Genomic DNA, 13,721 nt, shown 5'->3' with positions numbered 1-13,721 from the left:
CCGATCTTCCCTCAGGAGTCTCTATCGCGATGAGCGCGCGCATCTATCAGATCCAGAAGAACGCCCTGCAGTCCGGCAAGGCGCTGACCCGCAAATGGGTGCTGGAATATGTGGCGGCCGAAGCGAAGAAGCCCGATCCCCTGACCGGCTGGGCGGGTTCCGGCGACACGAAGCAGCAGATCAGGCTGACCTTCTCCTCCGAGGAAGCCGCCCGCGCCTATGCAGAGCGGGAGGGGATTCCCTATACGGTCATTCCGACCGCGCCGAAGACGCTGAAGATTCAGGCTTACGCGGACAATTTCCGCTAAGCCGCCGGGCAGGACAGGCCTGCGCCTTCAGCATCACCTGAGCGCCAGATCCGCCATCAACGCCGCGAAACTCGCCACCACGCCTGCCAGAAACAGCCGGTAGGCATAGCCCAGCCAGCGATATTTCCGCCGCTGGAGCACCTGCCCGTTCTGGTACATGTCGCGCAGCATCGCCCGGCACAGCGCGTCGTCATCCGCGACAAGCCGCATCATCCGATCGCTGAACTCCGCTTCGCCGAGGCTGGTGAAGACACCGAAGAACAAGAGATTATCCCCCTCTCCCACGCCGCCGCGTGGCTGGCTCACGCTCGGCAGCACCGCCAGGATCGCGCAGGTCGCGGCCAGGAACACGCCCACCGCCAGCACCGCCACCGGCCAGACCAGCGCGCCCGAGCGCAACTGCGCGACGCAAAGCGTGAAGATCACCATCGACGCGCCGATCAGCATGTTCGCCTTCTGGTCGGCCATCTGGCTGAGTTGCATATTGGTCTGCACCGCCGTGCGCAGCAGGTGGATCGCATTGGGCACCGGCGCATTCGCCCCATCGGCCATAGTCCCCCCTTCCCCTTTTTTCGCGACAGTCATGCCCGATTGCCGCCTTATTCCCTTGCCAAAGAGCGACGCTTGAGGGCAAAAGCCGCTCTTTCACGGAAAGCACCACGGATAATGACGGATCGCCAGCCAATTTTCGACAGCGTTTTGAGCCAGATCGCGCCTTTCAACAAAAAGGGCGTCGAACTGACCGAAGCCACCACCTTCGCCGGCGATCTGGAATGGGACAGCCTGACGGTGATGGATTTCGTCGCCGCGATCGAAGATGAGTTCGACATCATCATCACCATGAACATGCAGGCCGAGATCGAGACCATCGGCCAGCTCGTGGACGCCGTGGCGAAGCTGAAGGGCTGATCCGCCTGAAACTTTAACCGCCGTTCGGGCTGAGCGAAGTCGAAGCCCTTTGCTGAGCCAAGGCGAAGCATGGAGCCGCGGCTCCGCTCGGCAAGAAGCTGCGACTTCGCTCAGCCCGAACGGTTTTGGGACGATTGAGACAATGACCGACGCCACGCAAGCCCGCGACCTCTTCTCCAAATTCGATGCCCTGATCGCAGAGCGCGAGGCGCTGCTGGCGACCGGCGTGCGCGATCCCTTCGCCATCGTGATGGACGAGGTGAAGTCCCCGACCCAGGCGGTGATCAAGGGCAAGGACACGATCCTGCTCGGCACCTATAACTATATGGGCATGACCTTCGACCCGGACGTGGTCGCCGCGGGCAAGAAGGCGCTGGACGATTTCGGCGCGGGCACCACCGGCAGCCGCGTGCTGAACGGCACCTATCAGGGTCACAGGCACGTCGAGGAAGCGCTCAGGGACTTCTACGGCACCAGCGGCGCGATGGTCTTCTCGACCGGCTATCAGGCCAATCTCGGCATGATCTCCACCCTCGCGGGCAAGGGCGACTATGTCGTGCTGGACGCCGACAGCCACGCCTCCATCTACGACGGCTGCTTCCTGGGCGATGCGGAGATCGTCCGCTTCCGCCACAACAGCGTCGAGGATCTGGACAAGCGCCTGGGCCGCCTGCCCGCCGACGCGCTGAAGCTGGTGGTGCTGGAGGGCGTCTATTCGATGCTGGGCGACGTCGCCCCCCTGCCGGACATGGTGGCGGCGGTCCGCAAGCATCCCAATTGCATGATCTTGGTCGACGAAGCCCACGGCATGGGCTTTTTCGGCCCCAACGGCCGCGGCGTCTATGAAGAGCAGGGCGTCGAGAAGGACGTGGACTTCGTCGTCGGCACCTTCTCCAAGTCGGTCGGCACGGTGGGCGGCTTCTGCGTCTCCAACCATCCGAAGTTCGAGGTGCTGCGCCTCGTCTGCCGTCCCTATGTCTTCACCGCGTCCCTGCCGCCCAGCGTCGTCGCCACCGCCGCGACGTCGATCCGCAAGCTGATGCATGCGGGCGAGAAGCGCGCCCATCTGTGGAAGAATAGCCAGCGGCTGCACAAGGGCCTGACCGACCTCGGCTTCAGGCTGGGCACGGAAACGCCGCAATCCGCGATCATCGCCGTCATCCTGACCGACCAGACGCAGGCGGTGGCCATGTGGCAGGCGCTGCTGGAACTGGGGCTCTACGTCAACATGGCGCGCCCCCCGGCAACTCCCGCTGGAACCTTTCTGCTGCGCTGCTCGCTTTGCGCGGAACATAGCGATGAACAGGTCGGCCAGATCATCGCGATGTTCGAGGCCGCGGGCAAGGCGACGGGAGCGATCGGCTGATCGCGCCTTCCCATCGCCGCCGCGACCGGACGGGCATTTAACGCGACGGAATTTGCGGCGAAATCGGAACCTTTCACCTGCGGCATTTCTCCATTAATATTGTTCATCTAGTGTAACTGTCGATGGCGGACGGGTTTTTCATGGATGAACATGCGACAGGGTGGCGAGCGTTCGTTGCACGCTTCCTGCCGCTGGTGCTCGTCGTCCTGCTGGTGGGTTCTCTCGGCACGCTGCTCTACAGCGCCAGCCATGCGGCCCGCGACCATGAGCGCGCGCTGAAGGAACAGCGCCGCAGTTTCGAGATCATTGCCCTCGCCCGCGCGTTCGAGGCGAAGACCGCCCGCGCCGAAGTGACGCTGGCCCGCTATGTCATCAGCCTTGACCCCGATACCGGCCGCCTGTTCCAGGACCAGTGGCGCACCGCCGCAAGCCAGCTCAAGACGCTGAACTACACCACCCGCCATTCCGACTGGCAGCGCGGCAACGTCATGGCGTTGCAGGCGGCGTTCGACCAGCGCGGCAAGACGCTGAGCGAGATCGGTCTGCGCACCACCTACGACCAGAAGATGGCGGCGCTCGCGCAATTCCATCAGGCGGGCAGGTCCCGCGACCTGATGCGCATCACGGCGCTGCTGGACCGCGTCATCCAGGCGGAGAATGCCCGCTTGCAGGAGCGCAGCCAGGCCGTGTCGCTGGCCGGGGATCGCAACGCCTGGTTCGGCAAGACATCGCAGCTTTTCGGGCTGGTGCTGCTCGTCTGCGTGCTGTTCGCGCTCTGGTTCGCCAATGCCGCCTATAGCGAGCGGCGCAATGCCCGCAGGCAGGCGGATGACGAGGCGGAACGCGCCGACCGGCTGGAGGAGGCAGTCGCCACCCGCACCGCCGAATTGTCGGACGCCTATGAACGGCTCAAGAAGGAGACCGCCGAACGCGCCGCCGCCGAGGAAAATCTGCGCCAGATGCAGAAGATGGACGCCGTTGGCCAGTTGACCGGCGGCATCGCCCACGACTTCAACAACATGCTGGCGGTGGTGGTCGGCGGTCTGGAACTCGCCAAGCGCAAGCTGCGGCTGAAACCGCAGGAGGCGAACCGCCATCTCGACAATGCGATGGAGGGCGCCAATCGCGCCGCCGCGCTGACCCGCCGCCTGCTGGCCTTCGCCCGGTCGGAACCGCTGCTGCCCAGCCCGGTCGATCCCGATGCGCTGGTGGCCGGCCTGTCCGACCTGATCGACCGGTCCATCGGGGACCAGATCACCATGGCCTTCGAAAATGAGGCGAAGGGCTGGCGGATCTTCGTCGACCAGCATCAGATGGAAAATGCGATATTGAACCTGTGCGTCAACGCCCGCGATGCGATGGACGGGCGGGGTCGGCTGATCATAAGGACAGGGCAGGCCGAACTCGCGCAGCATGAGATCGGGGAATGCGCCGGCGGGGAATATGTGACCCTAAGCGTCAGCGACGACGGCTGCGGCATGACGCCCGACATCCTCTCCCGCGTGTTCGAACCCTTCTTCACCACCAAGCCGGTCGGCAAGGGCACGGGGCTTGGCCTCAGCCAGATTTTCGGCTTCGTGCACCAGAGCGAGGGAGAGATCCGCATCGAATCCGAACCCGGCAAGGGCACGAGCGTCCACCTCTATCTGCCCCGTCATATCGGTGCGGAAGGCGAAGACGCGATGGATGCGTCAACGCCGGACCGGGAACCCGTGCTTCACCCGCCGATGCGCATCCTGGTGGTTGAGGACGATCCGCGCGTCCTCAACCAGACGATGGCGGCGCTCTCGGAACTGGGCCACCTGCCGGTCGCCTGCGATCATCCGTCGAAGGCGGCGAAGCTGCTCACCAGCCATCGGGACATCGGCCTGATCGTCAGCGACGTGCTGATGCCCGACATGACCGGGCCGGAGATGATCCGCACCCTGCCCCCCATCTATGCGCATCTGCCGGTGCTGTTCGTCACGGGCTATGCCGGCGATACCGCTGAAAGCGCTGATTTCGGGGGTCATGAGGTGTTGCGCAAACCCTATACGCTGACAGGGCTGGCACAGGCGCTGTCGAATGCGCTCAGCGGATCGCACCACCCCGGAACAGCCGCGGCAGCAGAGTAAGCGCGCCGATCAGCGGCCAGCGGCGCTGCCAGGGTTTGATCTGGATAGCGGTGCCGGCGTGGCGGTTGATCTTCCAAGCCAGATAATCGATGCCGCCGGCATAGGTGAAGCTCGCCTTGGCGAGGCGGACGACCGACAGCCACTTGCCGCGCCTTTGCAGCCGCCGCCAGAGGGCGGCCGCCTGATCCGGCTCCGGCGACAGGGGCAGGCCCTGGGCCAGCGCGGCTTCCCCGAAGCGCCGGTAACGATCCGGATCGGCATCGACGATGGAAAGGGAGCGGCCCTTGCGCTCGGCCCGCAGTTCCGCGCCATAGGTCAGGGTGAAGCCGGTCTTCCACAGCGACAGCGCGTCCTGTTCCCGCACCATCGGGCGAGCGAGCGAAAGCAGCGTCGGGGCGGCGCCGGCAACGGCGGCGATGGCGCGCTGGCGGGCAAGGTCGTCCGCCGCCCAGAGCAGCCGCGCAGGCTGGGCAAAGCGCGCCCAGACCGACACATTGTCGGCGGCAGGGCTGTTGAGGCGCGCGAAGTCGGCCTCCGAAAGCACCGCATATTTGGCGATCAGGCCATTATGTTCGAAGGGAAAGACATTGGGCGGGATCAGCCGGTTGGCGGTCGCGAGCCAGCGCTTTCCATAAGCGGCGCGATAGTCGGATACGATCAGGTAGAAATCCAGCATCAAGCCGTCGAGATTCTCCTCCCGCAGGCAGGAGCCGTAGAAGAGCACCGCCCGCGAAGCGTCGGGATATTGGGCCGCCAACGCGCCCGCCATCGCCGCCGCGCGCGGATCGGCGGGCGTGGCCAGTTCGGCGGTGACGAGGGAGAGGAGAGTGTGGGGCATCGGTCCTTGGGCTCCCCCCTTCGCAGGAGCGCGGCAGTCTTTCAATCCCGCCGCCGGAATATCAAGGACAGATTGTTCGCGGGCATTTCGACCAATCGCTGAAATGCCAGCCCCTCGCCCTGCGCAATCGCAATGACATCCTCGGCCCGACGCAGGCCCCACTCGGGATCGCGCGCCCGAAGCGATGCGTCGAAGGCAAGATTGCCTGGCGCGGTTTCGACATCCTCCCGCAGATAGGGCCCATAGAGATAGAGCAGGCCACCCGGCGGCAGCGCCGCCCCCGCCGCCTTCATCAAACCGAGCGTCGCTTCCCAGGGGCTGATGTGCACCATGTTGATGCACAGGATCGCGTCCGTCCTTTCCACCGGCCAGCCGGCGCTGGCATCGAGCCTGAGTGGCCGACGCACATTGGGGAGCCCCGCTTCCTGCCGCCACGCTTCTATGGATGCCAGCGCAGCCGGATCGGAATCGCTCGGTTGCCAATCGAGCGCGGGCAGGGCGGCGGCGAAGTACATCGCATGCTCGCCGCTGCCGCTCGCCACTTCCAGCACCAGGCCGGAGGATGGCAGTTCCTCCCGAAGCACCGCCAATATGGCGTCGCGGTTGCGCTCCGTCGCGGGGGCGTGGCGCTTGCCTGCGGCGGCGTGGCCGGAACCGGGTTCCCACGGCTCCGGCCCGTCCGTCATTCGGCCGCTTCCGCCAGCGCCGGCTCGGTCCATGTGAGGACCGGCTTGCGCGCAGCCAGCGTTTCGTCCAGGCGGCGGCGCGGGGCGAAATAGGGCGCGCCTTTCAGCGCCTCGTCACCTGCTTTGGCGCGTTCGGCCAGGCTGCGCAGCGCCAGGATGAACTGGTCGAGCGCGGCCTTGCTCTCCGTCTCCGTAGGTTCGACCAGCATCGCGCCATGCACCACCAGCGGGAAATACATGGTCATCGGGTGGAAGCCCTCGTCGATCAGCCCCTTCGCGATGTCGAGCGTGGTGAAGCCTTCCGCCAGCCCCTTGTCGCTGAACAGCGCCTCATGCATGCAGGGGCCGCTGCCGCCGAAGGGCGCGTCCAGCACATCGTCCAGGCTGCGCAGGATATAGTTGGCGTTCAGCACCGCATCGCTGGCGACCTGCCGCAGGCCGTCCGCGCCATGGCTGAGGATGTAGGTCAGGGCGCGGGTGAACATGCCCATCTGGCCATGGAAGGCGACCATGCGGCCAAAGGTCTGGCCGTGATGGTCTTCCGCCGTCTCTTCCTCGACCAGCACGAATTTGTCGCCCTGCTTTTCGACGAAGGGCAGCGGCGCGAAGGGGGCGAGCGCTTCGGACAGCACCACCGGGCCGGAGCCGGGACCGCCGCCGCCATGCGGCGTGGAGAAGGTCTTGTGCAGGTTGATGTGCATCGCGTCGACGCCCAGATCGCCGGGGCGGACCCGCCCGACGATGGCGTTGAAGTTCGCGCCGTCGCAATAGACGAAGGCCCCGGCGGCGTGCACCGCGTCGGAGATCGTCTTCATGTCCCGCTCGAACAGGCCGCAGGTATTGGGATTGGTGATCATCACCGCCGCGACGTCGGGGCCGAGGCGGCCCTTCAGCGCTTCCAGATCGACCCGCCCGTCCGGTGTCGCCGGAATATCCTCGACCTTATAGCCGCAGAAGGCGGCGGTCGCAGGGTTGGTGCCATGAGCGCTTTCCGGCACCAGGATGACGCTGCGCGCATCGCCCCGCGCTTCCAGCGCCGCGCGGATCGCAAGCAGGCCGCATAATTCGCCATGCGCGCCCGCCTTGGGGCTCATCGCGACGGAATGCATGCCGGTCAGGGTCACCAGCCAGGCGGCCAGTTCATGGATCACCGCCAGCGCGCCCTGCACCGTCGATTGAGGTGCAAGCGGGTGAAGGTCCGCGAAACCGGGCATCCGCGCCACCTTCTCGTTCAGGCGCGGATTATGCTTCATCGTGCAGGAGCCGAGCGGGAACAGGCCAAGGTCGATGGCGTAGTTCTGGCGGCTGAGGCGGGTGTAATGGCGCACCGTTTCCTGCTCCGACAGGCCGGGCAGGCCAATGCTGTCGGTGCGGGCCAGATCGCCGAGACGGCTGGCGACCTCTGGCGCTTCGGCAAAGTCGACGCCAGTTGTCTCGGTCGAGCCGATTTCGAAGATCAGCGCTTCCTCCAGCATCAGCGCACGGTTGCCCGTGGCGGTCGCGGGCGCGCTGTCGGCTTTAGTCAGAGCCTGCGGCGCGGTCGGCCGGCCTTCCTTGAGCATGGTCATGCCAGTTCCTCCTCCAGCGCCTTCGCGAAGATTTCGATATCCTCCACCGTCACGGTTTCGGTGACGGCGACGACCAGTCCGTTGCCGATTGCCGGCGCGTCCGGGAACAGGCGACCGAGCGAGACGCCGCCCAGCACGCCCTTGTCCGCCAGGTTGCGGACGACTTCGCGGGCGTCCTTCGACAGGATCAGGGTGAATTCGTTGAAGAAACTGTCGTTGAGCAGCGTGACGCCGGGCACCTGGGCCAGCCGGTCGGCCGCCTGAACGGCCAGCCCATGGTTGAGCGCCGCCAGTTCCCGCAATCCCCTTTCGCCCAGCAGCGTCATATGGATGCTGAAGGCCAGCGCGCAGAGGCCGGAATTGGTGCAGATGTTCGACGTCGCCTTTTCACGGCGGATATGCTGCTCGCGCGTCGAAAGCGTCAGCACGAAGCCGCGCTTGCCCGCCGCGTCCACCGTCTCGCCGCAAAGGCGGCCCGGCATCTGGCGGACATATTTCTGCTTGCACGCGAACAGGCCCAGATAAGGCCCGCCAAATTGCAGGCCGACGCCGATGGACTGCCCTTCCCCGACGACGATGTCCGCATCCATATGGCCCGGCGCCCTGATCGCACCCAGGGCGACCGGCTCGGTGACGACCGCGACCAGCAGCGCGCCCGCCACATGGGCGGCATCGGCGAGCGGCGTCAGGTCGGCGATGCGGCCGAGAATGTCGGGATATTGGACGACGACGCAGCTTGTATCCTTGTCGATCCCGGCGATCAGCGCGTCGATGTCGGTGGCGGCGTCCAGCGTCGGCGCCTGATGCACCAGCGCGTCGCCGGTGAACTTCGCCATGGTGTTGGCGACCGAGACATAATGGGGGTGCAGGCCGGAGGACAGGATCGCCTTGCCGCGCTTGGTGATGCGGCGGGCCATGCCGATCGCTTCCCAGCAGGCGGTCGACCCGTCATACATGGAGGCGTTGGCGACGTCGCAGCCCAGCAGGCGCGCCACCTGCGTCTGGAATTCGAACAGCACCTGCAAGGTGCCCTGCGCGATTTCCGGCTGATAGGGGGTGTAGGCCGTCAGGAACTCGCCGCGCTGGATCAGATGATCGACGCTGGCGGGGACATGATGCCTGTACGCGCCCGCGCCCAGGAAGAAGGGCGCTTCCCCCGCTGACAGATTCTTCCGCGCAAGGGCCGCCATGTGGCGCTCGACCGCCAGTTCGCTGGCATGGTCGGGCAGGCCGGCGATCTTGTCCGAAAGGCGAGCCTCGGCAGGAACGTCCACGAACAGGTCGTCAATGGAGGACGCCCCGATGACGGACAGCATGGCCTGCCGGTCGGTGTCGGTAAGGGGTAGGTAGCGCATTTCACATATCTCCTCTCCCCTCCCCTTCAGGGGAAGGGCCGGGGGTGGGGACCATCCTCCAGACGCGGCGCCTGGGGCGGTCCCCAACCCCTCCCCCGAAAGGGAGGGGCTATTGGCTTCTCAAAGGCTCGCGACGAACTTCTTATAGGCGGCTTCGTTCATCAGGCCTTCCAGTTCGCTGGCATCCGTGACGCGCAGCTTGAAGAACCAGCCATCCTCCTCAGCATCGCTGTTCACCAGCGCAGGCTCGTCTTCCAGCGCGCTGTTGGTTTCCACGACCTCGCCGGAAATCGGCGCATAGACGTCCGAGGCGGCCTTGACCGACTCCACCACGGCCGCGTCGTCGCCCTTTTCGAAGGTCGTGCCCTCCGCAGGCAATTCGACGAAGACGATGTCGCCCAACTGCTCCTGCGCATAATCGGTGATGCCGACCGTGGCGATTTCGCCCTCGACATCGATCCATTCATGTTCGTCGGTGAAATAACGGCTCATAAATCAATCCCCTTCCGAAAAGGACTCAGGCTTTGCGGCGATAACGGTGCGGAACGAACGGCATCGGCGCAACCTCCGCCGCGATGCGCTTGCCGCGCACTTCGATTTCGAGCGCCGTGCCGATCGCGCTGTGGGGCAGGCTGACCCAGCCCATCGCGATCGGCGCGCCCACCGTAGGCGCGAAGCCGCCGGACGTGACTTCGCCCACCTGCGCGCCGCCGGCATGGATCGTCGCGCCCTCCCGCGCCGGCAGGCGGCCCTCGATCCTCAGGCCCACGCGCTTCGAACCCGGTCCGTCGGCCAATTCCTTCATCACCCGCGCATGGCCGATGAAGCCGCCTTCTTCCCGCCTGCGCTTCTGGATGGCGAAGCCCAGATCGGCGCCGATGGTGCTGACGGCAGGCGTCAGGTCATGGCCGTAAAGCGGCAGCCCGGCCTCCAGGCGCAGGGAATCGCGTGCTCCAAGGCCGATCGGCTTCACCTGCGGCAACGCGCAGAGCGCATCGGCCAGCAGCGTCACATCCGCGGCGGGCACGCTGATCTCGAAACCATCCTCGCCGGTATAGCCCGACCGGCTGATCCACAGCGGAACGCCGCGCCAGGTGAAGAGGCCGGACTGCATGAAGATCAGATCCCCGGTTTCCGGGACCAGCGTGGCCATCGCCTCCCCCGCTTCCGGCCCCTGCAAGGCGAGCAGGGCCTGCTCGTCCATGTGATTCATCACCACTTCATCGGGCAGATGCTCGATCATCCAGCCGATGTCGTCATATTTGGTCGCGCCGTTGACCACCATATAGATGTCCGCGCCGTCGAAGGCGCCGTCCCCCAGGCGAGAGACCATCAGGTCGTCCAATATGCCGCCTTCTTCATCGAGCAGCATCGAATAGCGCTGGCGGAAGGGCTTCAGCCCCTTGATGTCGCTCGGCAACAGGATTTCCAGCGCGTCGTCCACGCCTTCGCCGGAAAAGCCGATCTGGCCCATATGGCTGACGTCGAACAGCCCGGCATGTTCGCGGGTCCAGGCATGTTCGGCCATGATGCCTTCATATTGGATCGGCATGTGATAGCCCGCGAAGCCGACCATCCGCGCGCCCCTGGCGCGGTGCCAGCCATCCAGCGGCAGGTCCTGCAACGGCAATTCTTCTTCGAGATGGGCGATGTCGTCATTGCCGGACATGAGGGGCGGCCTTTCCGTGCGAGGGTCATTGGCGACAGACGCGCCCGTCCGGAGTCGGACTCATCGCGTTTGCCACCCCCTCTGTCACGGAACCTGAGAGCTTTGACCACCAGTCAGGCGACCGGATGGCTTACCCCTTCGGTGGGACGGCGCGAACCGTCCGCTTTCCAGAGTGCCTGCCCATGATGCGGTCCTTTGGCCTGAGAGATTCCGGGGCGGTTGCTCCTTCGGCGACGGGGTGGCCTGAAAGGCTTCCCATGCTCTCCCGCATCAAGTCCGATGACCGAATCCACGGCACCGGCGACAGTTCCGCATTGCGTGAAACGCGTCGCGCCGTCAATCGCTCAATCGGCGCCTTCCTCTTTTGCCAGCCGTTCGGCCAATATGCGCGCGGCCTGCCGCCGTTCGATCAGCCGCCGGTTGGCCGATGCGTCGTTCAGGACCAAGGCGCCAAGCCCCTCCTCCCCTTCGAACAGGCGCAGGAAGCGTTCGACGCCGGCGAAATTGGAGTCCGCGACCAGATGTCGCACCAGGTCGATCCGCCCCGACCAGAGCCGGTCGCCCTGCGCGCGCAGCAGGTCGGCAAGATCCTCAAGCTGGGCCGCGAGCGCGGCGATCTGCGGATGAAGGGCCATGACCCGATGCGTAGAGCGGTTTCAGGGCAAAGGGAATGCCGGACCGTCGCGAATCTCCGGACAATGGCTCAGGCCAGCGCCAGTTCACCGAAAATCTCGGCATGCCGCTTTTCGGCATAGCGGTCGGTCATGCCCGCGATGAAGTCCGCTATATGGCGGCTGCGCCGGGGTTCCAGCGTCGCGCAATCGTCGCGCCACTCCTGCGGCATCAGTTTCGGGTCGGCCTGATAGGCGCGAAACAGATCGGTCACGATCACGCGCGCCCGGTCGGCGGCCGCCAATTGCGATGGGTGGTTATAGAGCGTCGCATACATGAACCGCTTGAGATCGCGCTCCTGCGCTGCGAGTTCGGGCGAGAAGCCGACCAGCGAGCGTCCGGCCCGGCGAACGTCGTCGGCGGTCTCCACGCCCGCCGCAAGGATGTTGGCGCGGGTGGCGGCGATCAGGTCGTTCGCCATCACGCCGATCTGTTCCCGCACCAGTTCGCGCAGCAGGCGATCCTCCGGCACATCGGGATAGCGCGCGCGAACCCGGTCCCAGCAGCCTTTCACCAGCGGCACGCCCAGAAGCTGGTCCAGCGTCAGCAGGCCCGCGCGCAGCCCGTCGTCGATGTCGTGATTGTCATAGGCGATGTCGTCCGCGATCGCCGCGAGCTGCGCCTCCAGCGAGGCATGGCTGGCAAGGTCGAGCGGAAACAGCGCATCCACCTCCCGCATGGCCCAGCCGGGCCGCGTGACCGGGCCATTATGCTTGGCCAGCCCCTCCAGCATCTCCCAGCTCAGATTGAGGCCGCGGAATAGCGGGTAGGGACTTTCCAGCAGCATCAGCGTGCGCAGCGTATGCGCATTATGGTCGAAGCCGCCATGCGCGTCGAGCGCCGCCTCCAGCGCATCCTCCCCCGCGTGGCCGAAAGGCGGATGGCCGATGTCGTGCGCCAGGCAAAGCGCTTCGGTAAGGTCTTCGTTGAGGCCCAGTGTCCGCGCCGTCGTGCGCCCGATCTGCGCCACCTCCAGGCTGTGGGTCAGCCGGACGCGGAAATGATCGCCGTCGGGCGACACGAACACCTGCGTCTTGTGGCGCAGGCGGCGGAAGGCGATGCTGTGGATGATGCGGTCGCGGTCCCGCTGGAACATGTCGCGGGGCCCCCGCACCTCCCCGCCGGGTTCGGCATGGAGGCGGCCCCGGCTCTGGCCGGGATGCGAGGCATAGGATGCAAGCAGCGTCATGCCGCGCCCTTTAATGCCGTTTTCGACCATTGCCGAGTCGTTCGATGTTCCGACCGATGGGAAATCGCCCTATTTCGCCGGAAGCCGCTCAACCACTTCCCCGGCATCGCTTTTCCAGGCGAACACGTCCGCGCCCGCCGCCTTCAGCTTGTCCTCCAGCGCCCTGGCCCGCGTGAAGCTGCTGAACGGCCCGACAAGCAGGCGATTGGTGCGGCCCCAGCTCGCCACCCAGGCGTCCTGCGGTTCGAGCGAGTCATATTTCTTGCGCAATCCCTTCATGGTGAAGGCCAGTGCGCCCTTGTTCGCACCCGTACCGACCTGAAGCCAGTTGCGCGAGGGATTGGCGGCAAGGCGGGCCTTTTCCTCGGCCGCCTTCTTCTTTTCCTCGGCCAGTTGCCTGGCCTTGGCATCCGCTTCGGCCTTCGCCTTGGCGGCGGCGGCCTTCTTCGCCTTTTCCGCGGCAGCGGCGGCGGATGCCTCCCGCTCGGCGCGGCGGGCGGCCTGGATCCGGGCGACCTCCGACAGGTCGACCGCGACGACGCTCGACTGGCGTTCGGATTCCGGCACATCGATGGCGTGGATGATGTCCGCCAGCGAATGGGTGACGGCCGGATCGATCTGCTGCTGCGGCGCAGGCGTTGCGGTTGGTGGCGGAGCGGCCGGCTGAGCCGACGGCGCGTCCACCCCGCCCTGTGGCGGGCTGGACGGGGGGGGCGCCGATGCCTGCGCCAGCGTGATCGCGTTGAGCTGGCTCGGCGGCGGGCTGGCGGGCGCCGGGCCTTGCGCCGGGACGGATTCGAAGCCGGGCGCCGGCGGGCCCTGCACATTGGAGGTGGCGGGAGCGGCGGCGGAGGCGGCAGCTTGCGGCGCGCGCTGCGGCGGAGGCGGCGTCTGGGTCTGGGTCTGTGGAATGGTGGAGGTGGGAACGGGCTGGCCTGGCGCCGGCGCGTTGCGGGCCGGCGCTTCGGCCTGCGCAAGCCTCGTGGCGGTTTCGGTGCGGCGCGAACGACGATCCTGCTGCGCGGATCGGGCCGGCGGCGGCGTCCG

14 protein-coding genes and 1 riboswitch are annotated in these 13,721 nt (G+C 66.2%); of the genes, 4 read left to right on the top strand and 10 right to left on the bottom strand.

The window, feature by feature from the left end; translation table 11 throughout:
• Positions 1–29: 29 nt before the first annotated feature.
• Entirely contained in the window at positions 30–308 is a 279-nt protein-coding gene (locus A8G00_RS17690; protein WP_025549586.1) for an ETC complex I subunit, read from the top strand.
• A gap of 33 nt (positions 309–341) precedes the next feature.
• On the opposite strand, the gene A8G00_RS17685 is transcribed toward A8G00_RS17690, so the two are convergent.
• On the bottom strand, positions 342–860 hold the full coding sequence (locus tag A8G00_RS17685) for a Pycsar system effector family protein (RefSeq protein WP_239659643.1): 519 nt from the start codon (positions 858–860) through the stop codon (positions 342–344).
• Positions 861–974: 114 nt separating this feature from the next.
• On the opposite strand from A8G00_RS17685, the gene A8G00_RS17680 reads away from it, so the two are divergent.
• The 3 genes from A8G00_RS17680 to A8G00_RS17670 all read left to right on the top strand — a co-directional run bounded on the left by A8G00_RS17680 (position 975) and on the right by A8G00_RS17670 (position 4,697).
• On the top strand, positions 975–1,217 hold the full coding sequence (locus A8G00_RS17680; protein ID WP_044660120.1) for an acyl carrier protein: 243 nt from the start codon (positions 975–977) through the stop codon (positions 1,215–1,217).
• Between the two features lie 142 nt (positions 1,218–1,359).
• Positions 1,360–2,583, top strand: coding sequence for an aminotransferase class I/II-fold pyridoxal phosphate-dependent enzyme (locus A8G00_RS17675; protein ID WP_103001299.1), 1,224 nt, complete (start codon positions 1,360–1,362; stop codon positions 2,581–2,583).
• 122 nt (positions 2,584–2,705) lie between these two features.
• Positions 2,706–4,697: an ATP-binding protein gene (locus A8G00_RS17670; RefSeq protein WP_172451903.1), complete on the top strand. Its 1,992-nt coding sequence runs from the start codon at positions 2,706–2,708 to the stop codon at positions 4,695–4,697.
• On the opposite strand, the gene A8G00_RS17665 is transcribed toward A8G00_RS17670, so the two are convergent.
• From A8G00_RS17665 to A8G00_RS17625, 9 genes are all read right to left on the bottom strand, one after another.
• Positions 4,654–5,535 carry a hypothetical protein gene (locus tag A8G00_RS17665; RefSeq protein WP_103001297.1) on the bottom strand — a complete coding sequence of 294 codons (882 nt, stop codon included), beginning with the start codon at positions 5,533–5,535 and terminating at the stop codon, positions 4,654–4,656. The genes A8G00_RS17670 and A8G00_RS17665 overlap by 44 nt on opposite strands.
• 41 nt (positions 5,536–5,576) lie before the next feature.
• Positions 5,577–6,221, bottom strand: coding sequence for a DUF938 domain-containing protein (locus A8G00_RS17660; RefSeq protein ID WP_103001296.1), 645 nt, complete (start codon positions 6,219–6,221; stop codon positions 5,577–5,579).
• The gene (gcvPB, locus tag A8G00_RS17655) at positions 6,218–7,789 is read right to left on the bottom strand and encodes an aminomethyl-transferring glycine dehydrogenase subunit GcvPB (protein ID WP_103001295.1); all 1,572 of its coding nucleotides are present in this window, start codon (positions 7,787–7,789) and stop codon (positions 6,218–6,220) included. The genes A8G00_RS17660 and gcvPB overlap by 4 nt, the downstream gene beginning before the upstream one ends.
• On the bottom strand, positions 7,786–9,144 hold the full coding sequence (gene gcvPA, locus A8G00_RS17650) for an aminomethyl-transferring glycine dehydrogenase subunit GcvPA (RefSeq protein WP_103001294.1): 1,359 nt from the start codon (positions 9,142–9,144) through the stop codon (positions 7,786–7,788). The genes gcvPB and gcvPA overlap by 4 nt, the downstream gene beginning before the upstream one ends.
• Positions 9,145–9,264: 120 nt before the next feature.
• Complete coding sequence (gcvH, locus tag A8G00_RS17645) at positions 9,265–9,636, bottom strand: glycine cleavage system protein GcvH (protein ID WP_013040940.1); 372 nt, start codon at positions 9,634–9,636, stop codon at positions 9,265–9,267.
• A gap of 25 nt (positions 9,637–9,661) precedes the next feature.
• Positions 9,662–10,813, bottom strand: a complete 1,152-nt coding sequence (gene gcvT, locus A8G00_RS17640) for a glycine cleavage system aminomethyltransferase GcvT (RefSeq protein ID WP_103001293.1) — start codon at positions 10,811–10,813, stop codon at positions 9,662–9,664.
• 178 nt (positions 10,814–10,991) lie between these two features.
• Positions 10,992–11,091, bottom strand: a riboswitch (glycine riboswitch).
• Between the two features lie 66 nt (positions 11,092–11,157).
• Positions 11,158–11,448 (bottom strand): hypothetical protein, encoded by a 291-nt coding sequence (locus A8G00_RS17635; protein ID WP_025549578.1) that lies wholly within the window; start codon positions 11,446–11,448, stop codon positions 11,158–11,160.
• A 68-nt stretch (positions 11,449–11,516) separates the two neighbouring features.
• A complete protein-coding gene (locus tag A8G00_RS17630) occupies positions 11,517–12,674 on the bottom strand; it encodes a deoxyguanosinetriphosphate triphosphohydrolase (protein WP_103001292.1) in 1,158 nt (385 codons plus the stop codon).
• A 69-nt stretch (positions 12,675–12,743) separates the two neighbouring features.
• Positions 12,744–13,721, bottom strand: a 978-nt coding sequence (locus tag A8G00_RS17625) for an SPOR domain-containing protein (RefSeq protein ID WP_146032614.1), incomplete at its 5' end; no start/stop codon positions are given.

Origin of the sequence: Sphingobium sp. SA916, from assembly GCF_002894065.1 — a bacterium.
Taxonomy (GTDB): domain Bacteria; phylum Pseudomonadota; class Alphaproteobacteria; order Sphingomonadales; family Sphingomonadaceae; genus Sphingobium; species Sphingobium fuliginis.
The sequence above is the reverse complement of the archived record's forward strand: the minus strand, read 5'-3'. Positions and strand labels throughout refer to the sequence as shown.